At 68.4% G+C, this 22,981-nt stretch carries 19 protein-coding genes; 9 read left to right on the top strand and 10 right to left on the bottom strand.

All coding sequences use genetic code 11. The features are described from left to right. Window positions 1-31: 31 nt before the first annotated feature. Window positions 32-1,207: a bacteriohopanetetrol glucosamine biosynthesis glycosyltransferase HpnI gene (gene hpnI, locus WJ16_RS05530; protein ID WP_069256183.1), complete on the bottom strand. Its 1,176-nt coding sequence runs from the start codon at window positions 1,205-1,207 to the stop codon at window positions 32-34. Window positions 1,208-1,840: 633 nt separating this feature from the next. Here hpnI and WJ16_RS05525 point away from each other — a divergent pair. Then, entirely contained in the window at window positions 1,841-2,839 is a 999-nt protein-coding gene (locus tag WJ16_RS05525; RefSeq protein ID WP_069256182.1) for an LLM class flavin-dependent oxidoreductase, read from the top strand. A 36-nt stretch (window positions 2,840-2,875) separates the two neighbouring features. Here WJ16_RS05525 and WJ16_RS05520 read toward each other — a convergent pair whose 3' ends face one another. Then, complete coding sequence (locus tag WJ16_RS05520; RefSeq protein WP_069256181.1) at window positions 2,876-3,931, bottom strand: alpha/beta fold hydrolase; 1,056 nt, start codon at window positions 3,929-3,931, stop codon at window positions 2,876-2,878. Window positions 3,932-4,105: 174 nt separating this feature from the next. Here WJ16_RS05520 and pdxY point away from each other — a divergent pair, with 174 nt between their 5' ends. From pdxY to WJ16_RS05505, 3 genes are all read left to right on the top strand, one after another. Then, window positions 4,106-4,966: a pyridoxal kinase PdxY gene (pdxY, locus tag WJ16_RS05515; protein ID WP_069256180.1), complete on the top strand. Its 861-nt coding sequence runs from the start codon at window positions 4,106-4,108 to the stop codon at window positions 4,964-4,966. A 353-nt stretch (window positions 4,967-5,319) separates the two neighbouring features. Continuing rightward, window positions 5,320-7,464: a phosphocholine-specific phospholipase C gene (locus WJ16_RS05510; RefSeq protein ID WP_069256179.1), complete on the top strand. Its 2,145-nt coding sequence runs from the start codon at window positions 5,320-5,322 to the stop codon at window positions 7,462-7,464. A gap of 375 nt (window positions 7,465-7,839) precedes the next feature. After that, complete coding sequence (locus WJ16_RS05505) at window positions 7,840-8,988, top strand: branched-chain amino acid ABC transporter substrate-binding protein (RefSeq protein WP_069256178.1); 1,149 nt, start codon at window positions 7,840-7,842, stop codon at window positions 8,986-8,988. A 137-nt stretch (window positions 8,989-9,125) separates the two neighbouring features. On the opposite strand, the gene WJ16_RS05500 is transcribed toward WJ16_RS05505, so the two are convergent. Next, complete coding sequence (locus WJ16_RS05500; protein WP_069256177.1) at window positions 9,126-9,881, bottom strand: FadR/GntR family transcriptional regulator; 756 nt, start codon at window positions 9,879-9,881, stop codon at window positions 9,126-9,128. 356 nt (window positions 9,882-10,237) lie between these two features. On the opposite strand from WJ16_RS05500, the gene gudD reads away from it, so the two are divergent. Further along, window positions 10,238-11,590: a glucarate dehydratase gene (gene gudD, locus WJ16_RS05495; RefSeq protein WP_069256176.1), complete on the top strand. Its 1,353-nt coding sequence runs from the start codon at window positions 10,238-10,240 to the stop codon at window positions 11,588-11,590. 42 nt (window positions 11,591-11,632) lie between these two features. Here gudD and WJ16_RS05490 read toward each other — a convergent pair whose 3' ends face one another. The 3 genes from WJ16_RS05490 to WJ16_RS05480 form a co-directional block, all read right to left on the bottom strand. Further along, entirely contained in the window at window positions 11,633-12,097 is a 465-nt protein-coding gene (locus tag WJ16_RS05490; RefSeq protein ID WP_069257966.1) for a DUF2214 family protein, read from the bottom strand. A 32-nt stretch (window positions 12,098-12,129) separates the two neighbouring features. Continuing rightward, on the bottom strand, window positions 12,130-12,936 hold the full coding sequence (locus WJ16_RS05485; protein ID WP_069256175.1) for a hypothetical protein: 807 nt from the start codon (window positions 12,934-12,936) through the stop codon (window positions 12,130-12,132). Window positions 12,937-13,176: 240 nt separating this feature from the next. After that, window positions 13,177-14,241, bottom strand: a complete 1,065-nt coding sequence (locus WJ16_RS05480) for a glycosyltransferase family 4 protein (protein WP_006476459.1) — start codon at window positions 14,239-14,241, stop codon at window positions 13,177-13,179. 563 nt (window positions 14,242-14,804) lie between these two features. Here WJ16_RS05480 and WJ16_RS05475 point away from each other — a divergent pair. Then, window positions 14,805-16,637: an ABC transporter ATP-binding protein gene (locus WJ16_RS05475; RefSeq protein ID WP_069256174.1), complete on the top strand. Its 1,833-nt coding sequence runs from the start codon at window positions 14,805-14,807 to the stop codon at window positions 16,635-16,637. Between the two features lie 79 nt (window positions 16,638-16,716). Here the strand turns inward: WJ16_RS05475 and otsA are convergent, their stop codons facing one another. Both otsA and otsB read right to left on the bottom strand, forming a co-directional pair. After that, on the bottom strand, window positions 16,717-18,096 hold the full coding sequence (gene otsA, locus WJ16_RS05470; protein WP_069256173.1) for an alpha,alpha-trehalose-phosphate synthase (UDP-forming): 1,380 nt from the start codon (window positions 18,094-18,096) through the stop codon (window positions 16,717-16,719). After that, window positions 18,093-18,845 carry a trehalose-phosphatase gene (otsB, locus tag WJ16_RS05465; RefSeq protein WP_069256172.1) on the bottom strand — a complete coding sequence of 251 codons (753 nt, stop codon included), beginning with the start codon at window positions 18,843-18,845 and terminating at the stop codon, window positions 18,093-18,095. Before otsB ends, otsA begins: the two co-directional genes overlap by 4 nt. Before the next feature lie 567 nt (window positions 18,846-19,412). Here otsB and WJ16_RS05460 point away from each other — a divergent pair. From WJ16_RS05460 to WJ16_RS05450, 3 genes are read left to right on the top strand one after another with little or no spacing between them, the layout of a single operon-like run. Further along, on the top strand, window positions 19,413-20,048 hold the full coding sequence (locus tag WJ16_RS05460) for an SCO family protein (RefSeq protein ID WP_069256171.1): 636 nt from the start codon (window positions 19,413-19,415) through the stop codon (window positions 20,046-20,048). A 12-nt stretch (window positions 20,049-20,060) separates the two neighbouring features. Beyond that, on the top strand, window positions 20,061-20,507 hold the full coding sequence (locus WJ16_RS05455; RefSeq protein WP_069257965.1) for a copper chaperone PCu(A)C: 447 nt from the start codon (window positions 20,061-20,063) through the stop codon (window positions 20,505-20,507). 10 nt (window positions 20,508-20,517) lie between these two features. Beyond that, entirely contained in the window at window positions 20,518-21,384 is an 867-nt protein-coding gene (locus WJ16_RS05450) for a cytochrome c oxidase assembly protein (protein ID WP_069256170.1), read from the top strand. Window positions 21,385-21,411: 27 nt separating this feature from the next. Here the strand turns inward: WJ16_RS05450 and WJ16_RS05445 are convergent, their stop codons facing one another. Both WJ16_RS05445 and WJ16_RS05440 read right to left on the bottom strand, forming a co-directional pair. Then, window positions 21,412-21,903: a GNAT family N-acetyltransferase gene (locus tag WJ16_RS05445; RefSeq protein WP_069256169.1), complete on the bottom strand. Its 492-nt coding sequence runs from the start codon at window positions 21,901-21,903 to the stop codon at window positions 21,412-21,414. Between the two features lie 127 nt (window positions 21,904-22,030). Beyond that, window positions 22,031-22,903: a pirin family protein gene (locus WJ16_RS05440; protein WP_069257964.1), complete on the bottom strand. Its 873-nt coding sequence runs from the start codon at window positions 22,901-22,903 to the stop codon at window positions 22,031-22,033. Window positions 22,904-22,981 lie beyond the last annotated feature (78 nt).

Here is a 22,981-nt window from a genome sequence, read left to right as displayed (position 1 = left end):
CCGGCCCTCGGGCCGGGTTCGATCGACGGCCCTAGCGGCCGTCCACTGCTTCCACTGCGGCCGTCGCGCGCTCGCCGCCGACCACCGTCATCCGTGCGCCGCGCCACACGACGTGCGTGCCGAACACGGCCGCGAGCCATTCGAGCGCGAGCAGCGTGTCGCGCACCGCGACGAGCGGCAGGTCGCGCCAGAACGCGCGCCAGCCGTCCTCGCCGCGCGCGTGCAGCACGAGCCGCCCGAACGCGCCCACCACGGCCGCCGCGGCCGCCAGCGAGCCGGCGAAGGTGCCGTCGAGGCGCAGCGCGAGCGCCGCGCCGATCGCGAGCCACGGCGCGGTAAATGTAATGAACAGGAACGCGAAGCCGGCCGGGTTCAGCGAACGGATCGTGCGCAGCCAGCGCGTCTCGCGGTGCCACAGCGGCCCGAACGACGGCTCGATCACGTCGGTCGCGACCTCGACCTCCGACAGCACGGTGCGGCGCCCGAGGCGGCGCGGCAGTTCGGCCAGCCAGAAATCGTCGGCCAGCTCGTCCTTCAGCGCGAGAAACCCGCCGATCCGGTCGAGCGTGTCGCGCGTGAGCGCCAGCGTCGCGCCGAAGCCGAAGCGGCTCGAGCGGCCGAGGTGCGTGATCCGCACCGACGGCGCGAACCATGCATCGACGAACTGCGCGCCGATCCGCGTCCAGAATCCGCCGACGCTGCGCGCATGATACAGACACGTGACGACGCCTACCGACGCGTCGGCGAGCGGCGCCGTCACGCGCTCCAGATAGTCGGGCTGCACCGCGATGTCACTGTCCGCGATCACGATCCGGCCGTACTTCGCGCGCTCGGCCAGGTTGATCAGGTTGCTGACTTTCAGGTTCTTGCCGTGCACGCGCGCATCGATCACGAGCGTGATGTCGCACTCGGGATAATCGGCGCGCAGCCGTTCGACGACGGCCACGGCCGGATCGGCCGCCGACGCGACGCCGAACAGCACTTCATGACGCGGATGACGCTGCTCGCAGAAGGTCGCGAGGTTCTCGTACAGGTGTGGCTCCGCGCCGCACAGCGGCTTGAGCACGCTGACCGGCTCGAAACCGTCACGCGCCGCCGTGCGCGGCGTCCGCGGCCGCGGCGCGAACGCGGCGACGAGCGCATAGCCGGCCGCGGCCAGCGTGAAGACGATCAGGAGCCAGTCAAGCATCGTTACGGTAGCCGTCATGCGCGACGCCTCCCGGCGACCTGAACGCCATGGAGACCACGTGAACGTGATTGAGCGTGATGCGGTATTCCGGCAACGGCGAACGCGGGCACGACCCGACTCCTTTTCCAGCAGCGTCTGTGTAGGGGGAGGCCCGACCCGTGCTGCGGGTCCGGCCGTGCCCGGTTTCGCGCGGTGCACGCCGCGCGATATCCGGACGGGATGCGGGAAGACGCGTATGGCGACCTTTGGCACAACGGACAGGCGCCGGATTTTAGCAGTCTGCGGCCCCCGGCGCTCGGCGCTATGAGAAACGGACTTGTGCTGTTTCGGCAAAGCTGCGCAGTTGGCGAGCCACTCGCGTATACCCGCGTTCACGTTAGCGTAAGCGGTTTGCAGGCGTATTGCAGTCTTGAAAATCAGTCGTTTCGTGCAAATTTGTACGTCGATGCGGATTCACGTTCAATCGCCGTAAAGATTGGTAATTAATCGGCGATTAGATTGATTTTTGCAACGACCGCGAAATTCAACCCTGCACCCCTGAAAGGCGCATGGGTATCGGGCCGCGCCCTGCACGTTCCGGAACCCTTTGGCAAAATCCTCGGCATTTGTTGCGTACGCGCATCACCCTGCCCCCTCTTCGAAGGCCACCCGATGACTCCGTTCTCCGTACTCGATCTCGCCCCCATTCCGGCCGGCGCCGACGCCGCCCAGGCGTTCCGCAACACCGTCGATCTCGCGCAGCATGCGGAGCGCTGGGGCTACCGGCGCTACTGGCTCGCCGAGCATCACAACATGCCCGGCATCGCGAGCGCGGCAACGGCCGTCGTGATCGGCCACGTCGCGGGCGCCACGCAGACGATCCGGGTCGGCTCGGGCGGCATCATGCTGCCGAACCATGCGCCGCTCGTGATCGCCGAGCAGTTCGGCACGCTCGCGTCGCTGTATCCGGGGCGCATCGACCTCGGCCTCGGCCGCGCGCCCGGCACCGACCAGACCACGTCGCGCGCGCTGCGCCGCGACCTGATCGGCAGCGCCGACTCGTTTCCGGACGACGTCGCCGAACTGCAGCGCTACTTCGCGGAACCGGTGCCGGGCCAGCGCGTGCGCGCGGTACCCGGCGCGGGGCTCGACGTCCCCGTTTGGCTGCTCGGCTCGAGCCTGTTCAGCGCGCAGCTCGCCGCGATGCTCGGCTTGCCGTTCGCGTTCGCGTCGCACTTCGCGCCGGATTACCTGATGCGCGCGCTCGAGATCTATCGTGCGCAGTACCGGCCGTCGGCCGCGTGGCCGAAGCCGCATGCGATGGTCGGCGTCAACGTGTTCGCGGCCGATACCGACGACGAGGCGCGGCGCCTGTTCACGTCGCTGCAGCAGCAGTTCATCAACCTGCGGCGCGGCACGCCGGGCAAGCTGCCGCCGCCCGTCGACGTGCTCGAGGCGAACGAGCTCGAACTCGCGACGGTCGCGCATTCGCTGTCGTTCGCGGCGGTCGGCTCGCGCGACACGGTGCGCGACAAGCTGCGCGACCGTATCGCACAGACGGGCGCCGACGAGCTGATCGTCACCGCGCAGATCTACGATCACGCCGCCCGGCTGCGCTCGTTCGAGCTGACCGCGCAGATCCGCGACGAGCTCGCGAGCGAAACGCGCTGACGGCGCACGCCCGGGCCGCCCGCGGCCGCTCCCGCATCACTGCGGGTGCACGGCCTCCAGCCCGTCGAGCAGCGCCTTGTGGAACGCGTCCGGGTCCTGGATCTGCGGCGCGTGCCCGAGCGCCGTGAATTCGACGAGCTGCGCGCCGGGAATCGCGGCCTGCGTGCGCTTCGCCAGTTCCGGGTAGCGGCCGAGCTTCGCATGCACGTCGGGCGGCGCGACATCCTTGCCGATCGCGGTCGTGTCCTTGTCGCCGATCATCAGCAGCGTCGGCACGCGGATCGCGCCGAGTTCGTAGACCACCGGCTGCGTGAGGATCATGTCGTAGATCAGCGCCGAGTTCCACGCAACCACGTCGCGACCGGCGCCGCGATACATCCCGGCCAGCATCTGCACCCAGCGCTCGTACGACGGCGACCACTTGCCCGCGTAGTACGTGGCCTGCTCGTAGCGGCGGATGCCGTCGGCCGTAGTCTTCAGTTCGCGCGCATACCAGTAGTCGACGGACAGCGGCGGCACGCCGAGCGCCTTCCAGTCCTCCAGGCCGATCGGGTTCACCAGCACGAGCTGGTCGGTCGCCTTCGGATACATCAGCGCGTAGCGCATCGCGAGCATCCCGCCCGTCGAGTGGCCGACGATCGTCGCCGACTTCACCCCCAGCGATTCGAGCAGCGCGTGCGTGTTGCGCGCGAGTTGCTGGAACGTGTACTGGTAGCGCTCGGGCTTCGACGACTTGCAGAAGCCGATCTGGTCCGGCGCGATCACGCGAAAGCCCGCACGGCTCAGCACGCCGATCGTGTCCTCCCAGGTCGCCGCGCAGAAGTTCTTGCCGTGCAGCAGCATGATGGTGCGGCCGTTCGGATGCGCGGGCGGCACGTCGAGGTAGGCCATCTCGAGGGTCTCGCGCTGCGACACGAACGTATACAGATGCACGGGCGCCGGATAGGCGAATCCTTCCAGGCGCGGGCCGTACACGGGCCCGTCGTTGCCGGCGGGCGATGCGGCGGCCGCCGGCATCGCGCACGCGACGGCGGCACACGCGCCGAGCGCGACGGCGCGCGCGGCGTACAACATCTTGCGAATCGAAAGCATGGCGAATCACGGTGATTGGGGACGCACGCGGGCGGCCGGGCCGCCTCGCGCCCCGCGATTCTACGCGGTCGCGCTGACGACGGCGCGCAACACTCCGGGGCGGCGCGACTTCCGCGCGCGCGACGAACTCGGGTATCGTGTGACGTGACCCTGAAACGCGTGCAGGCGATTCCCATGAAAAACGTCCTCAGCATTCAGTCGCACGTCATCTACGGCCATGCCGGCAACAGCGCGGCCGTATTCCCGATGCAGCGCCTCGGCATCAACGTCTGGCCGCTCAACACGGTCCAGTTGTCGAATCACATGCAGTACGGCCACTGGGCCGGCAGCGCGATCGATGCCGCGAAGATGGAGCAGCTCGTCGACGGCGTCGCCGCGATCGGCGCGCTCAAACGCTGCGACGCGGTGCTGTCCGGCTTCCTCGGCTCGCCGCCGCAGGCGCGCGCCGCCGTCGAGATCGTCCGCACCGTGAAGGCGATGAACCCGAACGCGTGGTACTTCTGCGATCCGGCGATGGGCCAGACGGGCGGCATCCGGCCCGAGCCCGGCGTCGAGGAATTCATGGTCCAGGAGATGCCGGCGCTCGCGGACGGCATGTCGCCGAACCACACCGAACTGCAGAAGCTCGTCGGCCGGCGCATCGAAACCGTCGCCGAAGCCGTCGAAGCGTGCCGCGCGCTGATCCGCCGCGGCCCGCAGATCGTCCTCGTCAAGCACCTGCACGACCGCAACAGCCCGGCCGATCGTTTCAACATGCTCGCAGTCACCGAAACCGAAGCGTGGATCGGCCAGCGTCCGCTGTACGCGTTTCCGCGCCATCCGGTCGGCGTCGGCGACCTGACCAGCGCGATCTTCGTCGCCTGCCGGCTGCGCGGCGACTCCGTGCGCGCCGCGTTCGAGCATACGCTCGCGGCCGTGCACGCGGTCGTGAAGGCCACCTACGATGCGCGCCGCTACGAGCTCGAACTCGTCGCCGCGCAGGACGAGATCGCGCGCCCGAGCGAATGGTTCGGCGCGTGGGTGACCGACGCCTGACGCGCGTGACGCGCCGCCCCCCCTGCACGTCACCGGCGCGCGTCCCGCGCCGTACCGCTTTCCCGCCTTACCCGTACCGCTTTCCCGCCTTACCCGTACCGCTTTCCCGCCTTACCCGTACCGCTTTCCCGCCTTACCCGTGCGTCGCCGCGACCGCCGGCGTTTCGCGCTCCGACACGGCTTCGACACCGCTTCGCCGCGCCTGCAAACGTTTCCGGACTTCACATGAATGACACCGATTCCTCGCTATGCTCGCGGCGGCACGACCCGGCGCAGCCGCATCCTGCGACCCGGGCACGCCCTTCCAGCAGGTCCCGCCAATCGGCTCCCTCCTTTACCGCACGATAACGACCATGACCCGATCGAACCGTCGTGATTTCCTGCGCGTCGCTGCCGGCACCGCCGGCGCCGCCGCGCTGAACCTGTTCCCGCCCGTGATTCGCGATGCGCTTGCGATTCCCGCGAACCGCCGCACCGGCACCCTCCGCGATATCGAACACATCGTGATCCTGATGCAGGAGAACCGCTCGTTCGACCACTACTTCGGCACGATGCGCGGCGTGCGCGGCTTCGGCGACCCGCGCCCGCTGCGTCTCGCGAACGGCAAGTCGGTGTTCCACCAGCCGGTCGGCCCGGCCGAACTGCTGCCGTTCCACCCGGGCGCGGACAAGCTCGGCATGCAGTTCCTGCAGGACCTGCCGCACGGCTGGCAGGACATGCACGCGGCATGGAACAAGGGCCGCTACGACCAGTGGGTGCCGAACAAGGGCACCACGACGATGGCGTACCTGAAGCGCGACGACATCCCGTTCCACTACCAGCTCGCCGACGCGTTCACGATCTGCGACGCGTACCACTGCGCGATCCCGAGCTCGACCGACCCGAACCGCTACTACATGTGGACGGGCTACGTCGGCAACGACGGTACGGGCGGCGGCCCGGTGCTCGGCAACGAGGAAAAGGGCTACGGCTGGACGACCTATCCGGAAGTGCTGGAGAACGCCGGCGTGTCGTGGAAGATCTACCAGGACGTCGGCACGGGGCTCGACGCGAAAGGCTCGTGGGGCTGGACGCAGAACCCGTACATCGGCAACTACGGCGACAACTCGCTGCTCTACTTCAACCAGTACCGCACCGCGCTGCCCGGCACGCCGCTGTACGACAAGGCGCGCACCGGCACCAACATCAGCGCCGGCGGCACGCTGTTCGACGTGCTGCAGCAGGACGTGAAGAACGGCACGCTGCCGCAGGTGTCGTGGATCTGCGCGCCGGAAGCGTATTCCGAGCACCCGAACTGGCCGGCGAACTACGGCGCGTGGTACATCGAGGAGGTGCTGAAGGCGCTCGTGTCGAATCCGGACGTGTGGAGCAAGACCGCGCTCTTCATCACGTACGACGAGAACGACGGCTTCTTCGACCACGTCCCGCCGCCGTTCGCGCCGCAGTCGCGCGACAACGGGCTGTCGACCGTCGCGACGACCAACGAGGTGTTCGCCGGCGACGCGTCGCACATGGCCGGCCCGTACGGGCTCGGGCCGCGCGTGCCGATGCTCGTCGTGTCGCCGTGGACGAAAGGCGGCTGGGTCTGCTCGCAGACCTTCGATCACACGTCGCTGCTGCAATTCATCGAAGCGCGTTTCGGCGCGCAATACCCGGTCAAGGCCGGCAACATCTCGCCGTGGCGCCGCGCGGTGTGCGGCGACCTGACCGCCGCGTTCGATTTCGCGACGGCCGACGCCGGCTGGCCGACGCTGCCGGACACGAGCGGCTACGCGCCGCCCGACCGCCTGCGCCATCCCGACTACATCCCCGTGCCGCCGCTGCTGCAGAAGCTGCCGACGCAGGAGGCCGGGCTGCGTCCGGCGCGGGCGCTGCCGTACGAGTTGTTCGTGCACGGCCGCGTCGAATCGGTGAACGGCCTGTTCCGGCTGACCTTCGCGAACACGGGCCGGGCGGGCGCCGCGTTCCAGGTGCAGTCCCGCAACCGCGTCGACGGCCCGTGGGCATACACGGTCGAAGCCGGCAAGCGGATCGTCGATACGTGGAGCGCCGCGGCGTCGCTCGGCCTGTACGATCTCGACGTGTACGGCCCGAACGGCTTCTACTGCCATTTCCGCGGCCCGTTTGCGACCGGCGTCGGCAGCGCGAACGTGAACCCCGAAGTGATCTACGGCTACGACGTCGCGAACGGCAACATCACGCTGCGCCTGATGAACCGCGGCCACAAGGCGGTGCGGCTCAAGGTCACGAACGCCTACGGCCACGGCCGCGCGCGTACGTTCGACCTCGCGCCGGGCCAGCAGGTCGACGACTACTGGGATCTGCGCGGCAGCCACGGCTGGTACGACCTGACCGTCAGCGACGGCCGGCTGCTCGGCTTCCTGCGCCGCTTCGCGGGCCACGTCGAGACGGGCCGCCCGAGCACCAGCGATCCGCTGATCCGCACGCATGCATCGCACGACGATGCCGAAGCCGCATCGGACGCACTGTCCGACTGACGGCATCCCGTGCGCGGCACGGCCCCGGCGGGCCGTGCCGCTTCCCCGCCCCTCGCTCTCCCTCGCTCTCCTCCTCTGCGCCCGCGCGATCCGCGACGGGAAACTCCCGATACCGGCCGCCCGCCCACGCGCGGAAGCTATGCGCAAATCCGCACCGAATGCGCGGCAATTTTCCAAGACCCACGCATATCGGCGACCTATATATCGAGGCGATCGGGGCGCTTCGCGGCGCCTGACGGGAGACCTTCCGAGGATCACGATGCCGACCTCCCCGCCCGATTCCGAGAAGCGGTCGAACCGCCCGCCCGTCGCACGCGCCCGGCCCGCCCGGGCGCATGCGGTACCCACTCGCAGGTATCGAACAAGAGGAACCCCATGAAATTCCGTCATTCCCTGCTGTCGGTGTCGGTAGCCTCCGCGCTCGCCCTCCTCTCGCAACACGCCGCCCAGGCCGCCGATACGACCGACGTGAAGGTCGGTTTCGCCGCGCCGCTCACGGGTGTGAACGCCGGCTACGGCAAGGACCTGCAGAACGGCGTGCAGCTCGCGCTCGACGATGCCGCCGCGCAGAAGGTGCAGATCGCCGGCAAGCCCGCGCACTTCAACCTCGTCGTGCAGGACGACCAGGCCGACCCGCGCATCGGCGTGCAGGCCGCGCAGGCGCTCGTCGACCAGAACGTGTCGGTCGTGGTCGGCCACTTCAACTCGGGGACGACGATTCCGGCGTCGGTCGTCTACGACAAGGCCGGCATCCCGGTGATCGATCCGGCCGCGACCAACCCGACGCTCACGTCGCGCGGGCTCGCGAACATGTTCATGGTGATCGCGACCGACGGGCAGAACGCCGGCAACGCGGGCAAGTACGCGGTCGACGTGACGAAGGCAAAGCGCATCGCGATCATCGACGACCGCACCGCGTTCGGCCAGGGCGAGGCCGACGAATTCGAGAAGGCCGTGAAGGCGGCCGGAGGGAACCTCATCGGCCGCGAATTCACCAGCAACCAGGCGGTCGACTTCCGCGCGCAGATCACGAGCCTGAAGGCCAAGAACCCCGACCTGATCTTCTTCGGCGGCCTCGATTCGCTCGCCGCGAACTTCATCAAGCAGATGCGCCAGCTCGGGCTGAACGCGCAGTTCGTCGGCGGCGGCGGCGTGAAGGACAACGAGTTCATCAAGATCGCGGGCCCGGCCGCCGAAGGCGCGATGGCGTGGGAATACGGCCGGCCGCTCGACGAGCTGCCGCAGGGGAAGGATTTCGAACAGCGTTTCAGGAAACGCTTCGGCGTGGATGTGCTGTCGTACGCGCAGTTCGGCTATGACGCCGCGTGGGCCGCGATCAAGGCGATGCAGGCGGCCGGCTCGACCGACCCGAAGGCCTATCGCCCCGCGCTGAAGAAGATCGATTTCGAAGGCGTCACCGGCCGCATCTCGTTCGCGAACGACGGCTCGCTGAAGAGCGGGATGTCGACGCTGTACCAGGTGAAGAACGGCGCGTGGAAGACGATCACGACGAAGGGAGGCTGAACGGCGATGCCGGCGGCCGGCGGCGGATGCGCCGCCCGGCCCCGGTAATCGATGCATCGGGCTTCATCTTGTATGACGACTGATGTTGATGCGATTCAACCGGGCCGGCGGCCATGCGGGCCGCGCCGCCCCGCGCGTCAGCCGGCCTGTGTGTCGCGCTCGGCTTCGGCCGCCTCGTGCGCGCGACGCAGCCGCTCGCGGCTGTTGGTGAGATGCGTGCGCATCGCTGCGCGCGCGGCTTCCGGGTCGTGGCGCGCGATCGCCTCGTAGATGTCCTCGTGCTCGTGGTTCAGCCGGCCGACGTAGCGCTCCAGGTCGTCGCCGGCGAAGCGGGCCGAATTCACGCGCGTACGCGGAATGATCGACGTGCCGAGCTGCGTCATGATGTCGACGAAATAGCGGTTGCCGGTGGACTGCGCGATCTGCAGATGGAACTGGAAGTCGAGCTGCGCCGTGTCGCGGCCGCCGCCCGCCCCCGTCGCGATCGCGTCGAGCGCGCGCCGCAGCGCGGCCAGATCGGTATCGTTCGCGCGCTGCGCGGCGAGGCTCGCGCATTCGCTTTCGAGGCTGATGCGCAGTTCCAGCACCGCGAGCACGTCGCGCAGCGTCGTGATCGTCGCCGGGTCGATGCCGAGCGTCTGCCGGCGCGACGGCTCCAGCACGAAGCTGCCGATCCCGTGGCGCGTCTCGACGAGGCCGCTCGCCTGCATCCGCGAGATCGCCTCGCGCACGACCGTACGGCTCACGCCCTGCGCCGCCATGACTTCGGTTTCGGTCGGCAGCTTGTCGCCGGGACGCAGCGTGCCGTTTTCGATCTGCGCGGTCAGCGCGTCGACGACATCTTGTGCGAGGCTGCGTGCGCGACGGCGCGGCGCTGCGGGAAGCGTGGACATGAGGCCGGTTCCTTTTTGAATGATCGTAATGTGAGCCGAGGGTTTACGCGGGGTTTGAGCGAAAGCCGATGATTCATTATACTGCGTCACAAGTCATCCGACGACTGATGATCGGTGCACGGATCTCCTGCCGACTCAGGTCGGCCTGCTGCACCGCCCGGTCCCGTGCGTGACGATCGGCCAGCGCTCGCGTTCTGCGCTCCGCTGGCCCGGTTGTCGCTCCACCCCGTTTCGGGTTGCGTCGACATGCGGGGCTTGCGCGTCGCGCACGTCGGTTGTCGAATGATCGCACCTCCCGCCGCGCGCGGCAAAGCTTTTGCCGCACGGCACCGACCACCCTTTCGCCACCGCCGCCCATGAACGCCGTCACTGCCTCGCCCTCCCACGACACGCCGCGTATCGTCGACCTGCAAGCGATTCCGGTCGCCGGCCACGACAGCATGCTGCTCAACCTGAGCGGCGCACACGGCCCGTTCTTCACCCGCAACCTCGTGATCCTGAAGGACAGCGCGGGCCGCACGGGCGTCGGCGAAGTGCCCGGCGGCGAAAGCATCCGCCGCACGCTCGACGATGCGCGCGCGCTCGTCGTCGGCCAACCGGTCGGCAACTACCACGCGGTGCTCAACGACGTGCGGCGCACCTTCGCCGACCGCGACGCGAGCGGCCGCGGGCTGCAGACCTTCGACCTGCGCACGACGATCCACGCGGTCACCGCGCTCGAAGCCGCGCTGCTCGACCTGCTCGGCCAGCATCTCGGCGTGCCGGTCGCCGCGCTGCTCGGCGAAGGCCAGCAGCGCGAGCGCGTCGAAATGCTCGGCTACCTGTTCTACATCGGCGACCGCACGAAAACCGCGCTCGCCTACCGCGACGGCAGCGGCGCGACCGACGACTGGACGCGCGTGCGCGACGAAGCCGCCCTGACGCCCGAGGCGGTCGTGCGGCTCGCCGAGGCCGCGCATGCGCGCTACGGCTTCAACGACTTCAAGCTGAAGGGCGGCGTGTTCGAAGGGGCGAAGGAGATCGAGGCCGTGACGGCGCTCGCCGAGCGCTTCCCGGACGCGCGCGTGACGCTCGACCCGAACGGCGCGTGGTCGCTCGACGAGGCCGTCCGGCTGTGCCGCGACCAGCATCACGTGCTCGCCTACGCGGAAGATCCGTGCGGCGCGGAGAACGGCTACTCGGGCCGCGAGGTGATGGCCGAATTCCGCCGCGCCACGGGGCTGCCGACGGCCACCAACATGATCGCGACCGACTGGCGGCAGATGGGTCACGCGGTGCAGTTGCAGGCCGTCGACATCCCGCTCGCCGATCCGCACTTCTGGACGATGCAGGGTTCGGTGCGCGTCGCGCAGATGTGCCGCGACTGGGGCCTCACGTGGGGTTCGCATTCGAACAACCACTTCGACGTGTCGCTCGCGATGTTCACGCATGTCGCGGCGGCCGCACCGGGCCAGGTCACCGCGATCGACACGCACTGGATCTGGCAGGACGGCGAACGGCTGACGCGCGAGCCGCTGAAGATCGAGAACGGCCTGGTGGACGTGCCGAAGCGGCCGGGGCTCGGCATCGACATCGACATGGATGCGGTCGCGCGCGCGCACGAGCTGTACAAGCAGCACGGGCTCGGCGCCCGCGACGACGCGGCGGCGATGCAGTACCTGATTCCCGGCTGGACCTTCAACAACAAGCGTCCCTGCCTCGTGCGCTGAACGCACACGGACCGGGCGGCAGATTCGCCCGGTCGATCGGACCTACCCGCCTGCCCCGATCCCCCGCGCCATCCCCGACGCGGCGAACACGATGACGATCACGAGCACCGCCTGCCAATGGCCGATGCGCACATAGGTGCGCGCACGGCCGAGATCGGGCATCTGCTGCCGCCGCGCGGCGATGCGCCACCGGATCAGCCCGAGCATCGGCACGACCTCGAGCAGCAGGATCAGCACGAGCGCGGTCATCTTCAGGTGAAAGAGCGGTTCGTGCAGATAGTACGCGGTGCCTTTCTCGAAACCGCCGAACGCGCGCGTCAGGCCCGTCGCGATCAGCACGAGCGCCGACAGCCCCCACGCGGCATCGGCCTTGAATACACCGGGCAGGTCGGCCGCCTGCGCCGACGCGATGAGCCGGCGCAACGCGCGATTGCGCCCCACGATCGCGGCAAACGCGACGCCGAACGCGCTCAGGTGAACGGCAGCCAGCAACCAGCGGACGATCATCACGCCTCCCTCTCGCCCGCGCGCGGGCCTTGTCAGACGATCTGCTTGAGCGCGGCGTCGAGCGCGAGCACCGCGACGCGGTCGCCTTCGGTCGCGAGCGGCGCGCGCATGACGATCTGCCGGTTATGGCCGACGGCCGCCGGCGAATCCCACAGCAGTTCGACCTTCGGTCGATTGAACAGGCTGCCGCGACGCGGCGGCACGACGGCCGGCTGCGCGTGCGGCGCCCCGTCGCCCGCTGCGGGCGCGGCGTGGCCGGGCCAGCGCACCGACAGCTCACGTGCGTCGTACTGGCCGACCTTGCGGCTTTCCATCCAGACGATCACGGTACGCGTCAGCACGTCGAGCGAAATCGCATAACGGCCGATCGCGAAGCGACGCGCGGCCACGTTGGTGCGCCACAGCGGCCGCGGGCGGCAGATCCACACGATCGCCGCATAAAGCGCCGGCGCGGCGACGAGCCAGCCGTTGGTCGCCGTCACCGCATGCAGCGCGAGGCGCCAGCCGTCCGCCCAGACGAACATGCCGATCGACCAGATCGCGAACAGCAGACCGATCAGCGCGAAGGCGCGCAGCGCCTGACGCAGCCACTGCGGCAGCGGATGAAACGGCCGTTCGGCGCGCGCGGCGGCGCCCGGCAGCGCGAGCAACAGGAAGATCAACAGCAGGTAGACGAACGCCCATGGCGACGACACCATCGCCGACAGCGACGAGCGATAGCCCATCTGGGACATCGAGAACAGCCAGCGCGCGAGCAGCACGAGACCGATCGCACGCAACGCGAAGATCACACCGGCGCCGGGGGCCGGCGCTGCGCGCGTGGATTTCGTTCTCGCCAAGACTGCTCTCCTCTTCTGGATATTCGTTCGGGGCCGGATTTCACGGCACGGCCATTATAGGGACATTACCGTCTGGACAGACGGACGGATGCCCTGTCGGGCCGCTTCGGGGGCCGTTCGCGGCGTCGGGCGCGGCGAGAATACAACAGATCCGCGCCGCGGATGTGACAACGCCCCGCCGGGAACCCGGACGGGGCGTCGATGACAAGCCGCCCGCCGCAGCGCGGCGGCGGCCCGCAATCAGCTTGCGTTGACTTCGCGGAGCACCGTGCGGCGCTTCTGGCGCAGCAGTTCCTCGTAGCCCTTCACGTAGTTCTGCGCCATCACCTTCGACGAGAAGCGTGCTTCGAACGCAGCGCGGACCTTCTCGCGCGGCAGCGTATCGAGGCGCTTGAGCGCGGCGACGGCCGACAGTTCGTCTTCGACGACGAAACCCGACACGCCGTTGTCGATCACTTCCGGCACCGAGCCGCGCTTGAACGCGATCACCGGCGTACCGCAGGCCATCGCCTCGATCATCACCAGGCCGAAGGGCTCCGGCCAGTCGATCGGGAACAGCAGCGCGTGCGCGTTGCCGAGGAATTCGGTCTTTTCGGACTCGCTGATTTCACCGATGTACTCGACGTGCGGCAGCGCGAACAGCGGCTTGATCTTCTCTTCGTAATACGCGCGGTCGGCCTTGTCGAGCTTCGCGGCGATCTTGATCGGCAGGCCGGCCTGCTCGGCGATGCGGATCGCCGTGTCGACGCGCTTCTCCGGCGAGATGCGGCCGAGGAACGCGAGGTAGCTCGGCTTCACGTTCGGGATCGGCGTCAGCAGGTTTTCCGGCAGGCCGTGGTACACGGTCGACAGCCAGTTCGCCTGCGGCAGCGGGATGCGCTGGTTGTCGGAGATCGACACGACCGGCACGTCGCTGAATGCGTTGAAGATCGGCTGCAGCTCCGGCAGGTCGAGACGGCCGTGCATCGTCGTCAGATGCGGAACCGGCTGGCGCGAGAACAGCGAGAACGGGTAGTAGTCGATGTGGCAGTGCAGGACGTCGAACTCTTCCGCGCGGCGGCGCACCTGCTCAAGCAGCAGCATGTGCGGGGCCATCACGTCGCGGATCGTCGGATCGAGGCGCAGCGCCTGCGGCCAGCACGCTTCGAGCTTCGCGGAAGTCTGCGAATCGCCGCTCGCGAAGAGCGTGACGTCGTGCCCCATCTCGACAAGCGCTTCGGTGAGGTAGGACACCACTCGCTCGGTACCACCGTACAGTTTCGGGGGCACCGCTTCGTGCAACGGAGCGATTTGGGCGATTCGCATGCGTAACTCCTAAAAAATCGGCTAAAAACCAGGTATGGGTCGGCAACCTGCCGGCGGTCCGGGCTGGATGCATGTCGCCCGAACGTCGGACGAATCAGCCTGCCGGGGGCGTCGAACCCGCGCTGCTCAAGGAGCGTCGGCGACGCGACAGGCATAGAACGTTTGAAACGAAGACCCGTTGACAGGGGTTCGTAAAAAACCTGGAATCGAACCCGGAGCCGATTATCTAGGGTTAATCCCGATACGGCGCACAACATTTCAAACACTTTACTTTGTTACAAAGGTGCAACACTTTGCAACCCGCGGACTTGGGTGTCCGTTCTAGAGTGGAAGGCCCTTTTGGCATTCCTCGCCCCCGTGGCTGCCGGCAGCGTGATTCCGGCACATGAGGCAGGACGGGATGCCGGATTTTATCTCAAAATCGATCGCGGGCCGCTGACCCAGTCAAGATTCGCGCAGCGCAGCGCACGGCCTTGTTTACAATGCCGGATTATTCAGTCCGGGCGAACGTCGGCATGCGACCCAGCCGCCACGCTCAATCACCGAATCACCGCACGCATATTTTGGAATATCTCACCCCTGCCCAGCGCAACGCCCACAACGCGAAGCTGTCGAGCTACGCGCACCGGCCGCTCGCGTTCCTGTTCCGCTACATCCGCCTTCACCCCGTCGCCCACCTGGTCGTGCTCGGCAGTGTGCTGGCCGCCGTCGGCTGCGCGCTCGGCTCGCAGTACGCGATCAAGCACCTGATCGACGTGCTGGCGACCGGGCGCCATCATCCCGGCCCGCTGTGGAGCGCGTTCGCGCTGCTCGTCGGGCTGATCGCCGCCGACAACCTGCTGTGGCGCGTCGGCGGCTGGTTCGCCGCGCACACGTTCGTCGCGGTCACCGGCGACCTGCGGCGCGACCTGTTCCAGTACCTGATCGGCCATTCACCCACCTACTACGCGGAGAAGCAGCCCGGCACGCTCGCGAGCCGCATCACGGCCACGTCGAACGCCGTCTACACGTCGGAGAACACGATGGCGTGGAACGTGCTGCCGCCGTGCATCGCGGTGATGGGCGCGATCCTGATGATCATCGTCGTCAATCCGATGATGGCGGCCGGCCTGCTCGGCTGCTCCGCGGTGCTGTCCGTCGTGCTGTTCAAGCTGGCCGGCCGCGGCTCCGCGCGCCACCACGCGTTCGCGGCGAAGGCCGCGGCGGTCGACGGCGAGCTCGTCGACGTGATCGGCAACATGGGCCTCGTGCGCGCGTTCGGGATGACGCTGCGCGAACAGAAGCGCTTCGGCGCGACGGTCAAGGCCGAGATGGATGCGCGCCAGCAGAGCCTGCTCTATCTCGAGAAGCTGCGCCTGCTGCACGCTGTGATCACCGCGATGCTGTCCGCCGGCCTGCTCGGCTGGGCGCTGTGGCTGTGGGACCAGGGCCGCGCGACGTCGGGCGACATCGTGCTCGTCAGCTCGCTCGGCTTCACGATCCTGCACGGCACGCGCGATCTCGCGGTCGCGCTCGTCGACGTCACGCAGCACATCGCGCGTCTGTCCGAAGCGGTCAAGACGCTGCTCGAACCGCACGGGATGCCGGACCGCTCCGACGCGCAGCCGCTGTCGGCCAAGGGCGGCCGCGTCGACTTCGAACGCGTGACGTTCGCGTATCCGCATCGCCGCGCGATCCTCGACCACTTCGACCTCCATATCGAGCCGGGCCAGCGCGTCGGCCTGATCGGCAAGTCGGGCGCCGGCAAGTCGACCGTGCTCGCGCTACTGCAGCGCTTCTACGACACGCAGGATGGCGCCGTGCAGGTCGACGGCCAGGACGTGAAGACGATCACGCAGGACAGTCTGCGCCAGGCGATCGCGCTCGTGCCGCAGGACATCTCGCTGCTGCACCGGACGATCTACGACAACATCGCGTACGGCCGCCCCGATGCGACGCGCGACGAAGTGCTCGCCGCCGCGCGCGACGCCCGCTGCGCCGAGTTCATCGAAGCGATGCCGGAAGGCTATGACACGATCGTCGGCGACCGCGGCGTGAAGCTGTCGGGCGGCCAGCGCCAGCGCATCGCGATCGCGCGCGCGATCCTGAAGGATGCGCCGATCCTGCTGCTCGACGAAGCGACGTCGGCGCTCGACAGCGCGTCCGAGGAAGCGATCCAGAGCGCGCTCGACCGCCTGATGGTCGGCCGCACGGTGATCGCGATCGCCCACCGGCTGTCGACGCTGCGCAACTTCGACCGGATCATCGTGATGAACAACGGCAAGGTGATCGACGACGGCCCGCCCGACGTGCTGCGCAACCGCCCCGGCCTGTACCGCGACCTGCTCGCGAAGCAGCACGGCCGTCATCATCCGGCCGCCGACGGCGGCACGCCGACCGGCGAACGCGTGGCCTGACGCACCGGCCCGTCGCCGACAAAAAAGCCGCGGTGCTTCACGCACCGCGGCTTTTTTTCATCGCACGGGAAACCGCCGGCTATGCGTGCTGCAGATCGCGCAGGAAGTTGTCGCGCCACACCGACACGTTGTTCTCGCGCAGCTGCGCGATCATGTCCGTGTAACGCGCGCGCCGCTCGGCGAGCGGCATCGTGAGCGCCTGCGACAGCGCATCGGCCATCCCGTCGATATCGATCGGATTGACGATCAGCGCGCCCGTCAGCTCGCGTGCGGCGCCCGCGAAACGCGACAGCACGAGCACGCCCGGATCGTCCGGATTCTGCGCGGACACGTACTCCTTCGCGACGAGGTTCATCCCGTCGCGCAGCGGCGTCACGTAGCCGACCCGCGCGAGCCGGTACAGCGCGGCGAGCAGTTGGCGATCGTACTGGCGATGGATATACAGAATCGGCGCCCAGTCGAGCTCCGCGAAGCGTCCGTTGATGCGCCCCGACTCCCCTTCGAGCTGCAGCCGGATGTCCTGGTAAGCGCGCAGCTCCGCGCGGGTCGACGGCGCGATCTGCAGGAACGACACGCGATTGCGATGCGACGGCTCGTGCTCGAGCAGCTTCTCGAACGCGCGAAAGCGTTCGACGAGCCCCTTCGAGTAATCGAGCCGGTCGACGCTCATGATCAGCTTGCGGCCGCGCAGCGACGTGGCGAGCGTGCGCACCGCCTTGCCGTGCTCGCCGGCCTGCGCGAGCGACGCGATTTCGTCCGGATGCACGCCGATCGGATACGCGGCCGCGCGCAGCGTCCGGCCGAATGCGCGCACCGTCGCCAGATGGCCGTCGCGCTCGATCGCGCCGTCCGCTTCGGATTCGACGTAGTCGCAGAACGCGCGCAGGTCGGGTTCGGTCTGGAAGCCGAGCAGGTCGAACGCACAGAGCGATTCGACGAGATCTCGGTGCGGCGGCACGTTGACGAGCACCTGCGCGGCGGGAAACGGGATGTGCAGGAAGAAGCCGATGCGGTTCTTCACGCCGGCCGCGCGCAGCGCGCGTGCGAACGGGATCAGGTGATAGTCGTGCACCCAGATCACGTCGTCGTCCTGCAGCAGCGGCACGAGCTGCCGGGCGAGCCACACGTTCACGCGGCTGTAGCCTTCGAACTCGTGACGGTCGTACTGGATCAGGTCGGTACGATAGTGAAACGCGGGCCACAGCGTCGCGTTCGAGAAGCCGCGGTAATACTGGTCGTAGTCGCGCCTCGACAGCCCGATGGTCGCGAACGTGACCGGCCCGTGCTCCTCGACGCGGATCTGCGGCGCGCCGGACGCGACGACTTCGCCGCTCCAGCCGAACCACATGCCGCCCGTTTCCTTCAGTGCGTCGTAGACGCCGATCGCGAGGCCGCCCGCCGCCGGTTCGCCTTCCGAAATCGGCGCGACGCGGTTTGAAACGATGATGAGGCGACTCATGCGTGCGGCTGCTCCGCACCGAGCCAGCCGGCGATCTGCTCGTGCAGCGCGTCGACCGAATCGAGACGCATCCGCGCGGACGTCTCGCCCGCGCCGATCTTGATCGACAGGCCGCCGCGCGCATTGACCACCGCGAAGCCCTTCTCGTCGGTCAGGTCGTCGCCCGCGAACAGCGGCATGCGGCCCGCGAACGGCGGCTCGTCGAGGAACGCGGCCAGCGCGCGCCCCTTGTCGACGCCCTTCGGCTTGATCTCGAACACCATCTTGCCGGGCTGCAGCACGTACGCATCGGGATAGTCGGCGACGAGGCGCTCGGTGGCGGCGCGCGCGGCCGCCTCGCGCTCGGGCGCGTTGCGGTAGTGCAGCGCGACGGCCGCGCCCTTGATTTCGAGCAGCATGCCCGGATGACGGTCGACGACGGCCGCCAGCTCGCGCTCGATGCGCAGCAGGCGCTCGTCGTTGAAGCCGATGCGCTGCGTGTCGCCGTTCGCATCGCGGCGCTCCGCGCCGTGCAGGCCGGCGATCGGCAGGCCGGGAATCTTCAGGAACGAGTCGATACTGTCGATGCCGCGCCCGGACACGACCGCCACCGCGCCGTGCGAGCGGCGCTGCAGCTCGCCGAGCAGCGTCGGCAGCGACGACGGAACATGAATGCTGTCGGGCGTCGGCGCCAGCTCGACGAGCGTGCCGTCGAAGTCGAAGAAGAACGCGGTATCGGTCAGGGACAGGGAAGCCGGAACGGATTGCATCGATTCGATAGTCTGAGGGCCGGCCGGCACAAACCGGGCCGCCGCTGCGCGAATGGAATTGTGCGCATCTTACCGCGCCTGCGCGTCCAGATGGGCGAAACCGGCGCAGCGCCGGCCGCGTGCGGCCCGTGGCGTCAACTGCGACATATTGCCCCGCTCGCCCGCCCCGTACGGCTTTCGAAAGGACGCGGGCGCGCGAATTGCGCTACAGTCGCAACCGCCTGCCGCGCGACGCATGGCATCGCGCCGGCCGGCTGCCCTTTCGTCCGATCGAGCCCCAGGGACTGTTTCCATATGGAACGCACATGCGAATGCCCGAAATCGCTCGTAGGGCAAGGAGTAAGGAGCGCCGTTTGGCCGGGCCAAACAAGTGACGAGCGACGCCGCCATACGGGCGATTTCGGGCATTCCCGTGACATGAATTTTTTAATTTGGGGTTGCCACGAGAACGGCCGCTCGCCGCGTTGCGCTCCTTGCGAATACGTCAGTATTCGCGGCGTCACGCGCCTCGCGAGCGGCCGTTCTCGTGGCAACGCATGCGCGTTCCATATGGAAACAGTCCCTGAGATGATGTCTGCCCGTCCCGCGCCGCACCGGCGCTTCTCCCGCCTCATCCGCACGGCCGCGGCCCTCGCCGCCGCCGTGGCGCTCGCCGCGTGCACGCACGACGAGCCGCGCTGGAACCTGACCAACGTCACCGGCCACCTGCCCGACCTGTCGTTCACGCTGACGGGCGGCGACGGCCGTCCGGTCGACGCCGATGCGTTCCACGGCCGCGTCGCGCTCGTCTACTTCGGCTACACGCACTGCCCCGACGTCTGCCCGGAAACGCTGGCGCGGCTGATGGAAGTGCTCGCCCGGCTCGGCCCGAAGGCCGATGACGTGCGCATCCTGTTCGTATCGGTCGATCCCGCGCGCGATACGCCGCAGGCGATGCAGTCCTATGTCGCCGCGTTCGACGCCGCGCACGCGCGCGGCCTGACCGGCACCGACCGCCAGATCGAATCGCTCGCGAAACGCTATCGCGTCGCGTATCAGATGGAAAAACGCGATCCGTCCGGCGGCTACGAAGTCACGCACAGCTCGGCCGTCTACATCTTCGACGCCACCGGCCGCGCACGCCTGCTCGCGACCGACCGCGATTCGCCCGACGCCATCGCCGCCGATGTGCGCCGGATCATCGACACCGCCTCCCCTGCCTGAATGCATCCCGACATGAAAACGAAAACGACTCTCAAGACGCTCGCCCTTCTCGCCACGCTGTGCGCCGGCGCTCACGCGTATGCGGCCGGCGCGATCACCGCGCAGAACGCGTGGGTACGCTGGCTACCGAACAAGCTGCCCGCCGGCGGCTACGTGACGCTCGTGAACGCGAGCGACAAGCCGGTCGATCTCGTCGACGTCGACAGCCCCGACTACGGGATGGCGATGCTGCACCAGACCGTGTCGAACGGCTCAACGCAGAAGATGGAGATGGTCGACAAGCTGACGATTCCCGCGCGCGGCAAGGTCGACATCGCGCCGGGCGGCTACCACTTCATGCTCGAGGAGCCGAAGCACGCGATCAAGCCGGGCGACACGGTGCACCTGCGCCTGAAATTCTCCGACGGCGAAACGGTCGACGCACCGTTCGCCGTGAAATCGCCGGCCCAGGCGAAGTGATGCGCGCGCGATGAACCTCCTGTACTGGCTCGATCCGTGGGAGCCGTCTCCCACCGTGGTGATCGCGGTGCTGACCGCCGCCGTGCTGTTCGCGCGCGGCGTGAAGAAGGCGAAGGTGTCGCCGCTGCGGCAGTTCTCGTTCTGGTTCGGGCTGACGGCGCTCTACATCGCACTGCATACGCGGCTCGACTATTTCTTCGAGCACGAATTCTTCATGCATCGCGCGCAGCATCTCGTGCTGCACCACCTCGGGCCGTTCTTCATCGCGCTGTCGTATCCGGGCGCGGCGATTCGCGCGGGCATCCCGTTTCGCTGGCGGCAGCGCTTCGTGCGCCCCGCCCTCGCGTGGGCGCCCGTGCGCGCGACGCTCGACGTGGTGTTCCATCCCGTCGTCGCGGTCGTGCTGTTCGTCGGGCTGATCTATTTCTGGCTGCTGTCGCCGATCCACTTCATCGCGATGCTCGACTGGCGGCTTTATCGCGTGATGAACTGGAGCATGGTGATCGACGGGCTGCTGTTCTGGTGGCTCGTCGTCGATCCGCGTCCCGCGCCGCCCGCGCGGCTGTCGCCGGGGCGCCGGATCCTGATCGTCGTCGCGGCGATCCCGCCGCAGATCGCGCTCGGCGCGCTGATCTTCTTCACGCCGCACGAGCTGTATCCGATCTATTCGATCTGCGGCCGCGCGTTCACGTGGCTGAGCCCGCTGCGCGATCAGCAGATCGGCGGCCTGCTGCTGTGGATTCCCGGCTCGATGATGAGCGTGATCGGCGCGCTGATCGCGCTGCGCCACTGGCTGCGGCTGTCCGCGCGCGGGCGCCTGATCGATGAACGGTCCGCGCGCGCGGACCGGCAGCCGGTCGCACGCGCCGCGCACTAACCGCCGCGCGGCGCGGCGCGGCGCGCATTACGCGCGTGCGCGGCTCATCCACACGTGCGGGATGCCGTCCTCGTCGTGCACGTCCGAACTCGGCGCGAAGCCGAATGCGCCGTAGAAACGCTGCAAGTGGGCCTGCGCGTGCAGGCTCACCGGCGTATCCGGCCACTGCGCGCGGATATGCTCGAGCGCGCGCGACAGCAGCCCGTTGCCGAGGCCCGCGCCGCGAAACGCGGCGGTCGTCAGCACGCGGCCGATACGGACGTCGGTGTGCTGCGCGTCGGGCAGCAGCACGCGCAGATAGCCGGCCACGCGGCCGGCCGGATCGAAGGCGGCCAGGTGCCAGGCGGTCTGGTCCGCGTCGTCGATGTCACGATACACGCAGTTCTGCTCGACGACGAACACGGCGCTGCGTGCTTCGAGGATCGAATAGACTTCGCGCGCCGTCAGCACGTCGAAGGATTTCCAGCGCCAGTCGAGATCGGCGGCGCTCGGGGATGCGGCGGGTGCGGATGCGTTCATGTGCGGTCCTGATTCGGGCGCGCCGACCGGCGCGCGGCAATCGTCGATTATGCCTCGAAGCGCCGTCGCCGCGCGACCGCCGTCCCCGCCGCGAAAAAAAGGCCCCGCATTACGCGGGGCCTGTCCGTCATGCCGGCATCTGGCCGAAGCGGCCGCTGTTGAAGTCCTCGATCGCGGTACGGATCTCCGCTTGCGAGTTCATCACGAACGGCCCGTAACCGACGACGGGCTCGTCGATCGGTTCGCCGCTCAGGATCAGCAGCTTCGCGTCGCCGTTCGCTTCGATCTCGACGTCGCTGCCGTCGCGGCCGAGCTGCACGAACTGCGCTTCGCGGGCGACCGTCTCGCCGTTCACCAGCACGGTGCCGCCCAGCACGACCACCGCGAGCGTGCGCCCGTCGGCGACCGGGAACCGCGCATGGCCGCCGGCCACGAGCCGCACGTCCCACACGTCGATCGGCGTATGCGTGCGGGCCGGGCCGCGCCGCCCGTCGAGCTCACCGGCGATGATCCGCGCACGCCCCGCACCGTCCGGCAGCTCGACCACGGGGATGTCGGCGTTCAGCAGCGTCTGGTAGCCGGGCGCCCCCATCTTGTCCGCGGCGGGCAGGTTCACCCACAGCTGCACCATCTCGAGCGGGCCGCCACGCTTCGTGAACCCTTCCGAGTGGAATTCTTCATGCAGGATCCCGCTCGCGGCCGTCATCCACTGCACGTCGCCCGGGCCGATCACACCGCCCGCGCCGGTCGAGTCGCGGTGCGCGACCTCGCCGTCGTAGACAATCGTCACCGTCTCGAACCCGCGGTGCGGATGCTGGCCGACCCCGCGCGGCGCTGAGACCGAGCCCGGCTCGAACGTGGCCGGGCCCGCGTAATCGAGCAGCAGGAACGGGCTCAGGTGCGCGCCGTGGGACTGGTAGCTGAACATCGAACGCACCGGGAAACCGTCGCCGACCCAATGGCCGCGCGGCGCACTGTACACACCCTGGATCTTCTTCATTGCCTTCTCCGAATTGCGGCGAAACACGTGTTTCGCATCCATGAGTCACAATATAGAGATGGAACGATCGATCCGGTA

The organism is Burkholderia metallica, assembly GCF_001718555.1.
Classification (GTDB): Bacteria; Pseudomonadota; Gammaproteobacteria; order Burkholderiales; family Burkholderiaceae; genus Burkholderia; species Burkholderia metallica.
The sequence above is the reverse complement of the archived record's forward strand: the minus strand, read 5'-3'. Positions and strand labels throughout refer to the sequence as shown.

What these genes read in the sequence shown, in the direction of transcription:
- WJ16_RS05525 (WP_069256182.1), top strand. Translation starts at nt 1,841, where the DNA reads ATGACTCCGTTCTCCGTACTCGATCTCGCCCCCATTCCGGCCGGCGCC.
- WJ16_RS05445 (WP_069256169.1), bottom strand. Translation starts at nt 21,903, where the DNA reads ATGAACGCATCCGCACCCGCCGCATCCCCGAGCGCCGCCGATCTCGAC.
- otsB (WP_069256172.1), bottom strand. Translation starts at nt 18,845, where the DNA reads ATGCAATCCGTTCCGGCTTCCCTGTCCCTGACCGATACCGCGTTCTTC.
- WJ16_RS05490 (WP_069257966.1), bottom strand. Translation starts at nt 12,097, where the DNA reads ATGATCGTCCGCTGGTTGCTGGCTGCCGTTCACCTGAGCGCGTTCGGC.
- WJ16_RS05450 (WP_069256170.1), top strand. Translation starts at nt 20,518, where the DNA reads ATGAACCTCCTGTACTGGCTCGATCCGTGGGAGCCGTCTCCCACCGTG.
- WJ16_RS05510 (WP_069256179.1), top strand. Translation starts at nt 5,320, where the DNA reads ATGACCCGATCGAACCGTCGTGATTTCCTGCGCGTCGCTGCCGGCACC.
- WJ16_RS05455 (WP_069257965.1), top strand. Translation starts at nt 20,061, where the DNA reads ATGAAAACGAAAACGACTCTCAAGACGCTCGCCCTTCTCGCCACGCTG.
- hpnI (WP_069256183.1), bottom strand. Translation starts at nt 1,207, where the DNA reads ATGACGGCTACCGTAACGATGCTTGACTGGCTCCTGATCGTCTTCACG.
- WJ16_RS05440 (WP_069257964.1), bottom strand. Translation starts at nt 22,903, where the DNA reads ATGAAGAAGATCCAGGGTGTGTACAGTGCGCCGCGCGGCCATTGGGTC.
- otsA (WP_069256173.1), bottom strand. Translation starts at nt 18,096, where the DNA reads ATGAGTCGCCTCATCATCGTTTCAAACCGCGTCGCGCCGATTTCGGAA.
- pdxY (WP_069256180.1), top strand. Translation starts at nt 4,106, where the DNA reads ATGAAAAACGTCCTCAGCATTCAGTCGCACGTCATCTACGGCCATGCC.
- WJ16_RS05520 (WP_069256181.1), bottom strand. Translation starts at nt 3,931, where the DNA reads ATGCTTTCGATTCGCAAGATGTTGTACGCCGCGCGCGCCGTCGCGCTC.
- WJ16_RS05505 (WP_069256178.1), top strand. Translation starts at nt 7,840, where the DNA reads ATGAAATTCCGTCATTCCCTGCTGTCGGTGTCGGTAGCCTCCGCGCTC.
- WJ16_RS05460 (WP_069256171.1), top strand. Translation starts at nt 19,413, where the DNA reads ATGATGTCTGCCCGTCCCGCGCCGCACCGGCGCTTCTCCCGCCTCATC.
- WJ16_RS05480 (WP_006476459.1), bottom strand. Translation starts at nt 14,241, where the DNA reads ATGCGAATCGCCCAAATCGCTCCGTTGCACGAAGCGGTGCCCCCGAAA.
- WJ16_RS05500 (WP_069256177.1), bottom strand. Translation starts at nt 9,881, where the DNA reads ATGTCCACGCTTCCCGCAGCGCCGCGCCGTCGCGCACGCAGCCTCGCA.
- gudD (WP_069256176.1), top strand. Translation starts at nt 10,238, where the DNA reads ATGAACGCCGTCACTGCCTCGCCCTCCCACGACACGCCGCGTATCGTC.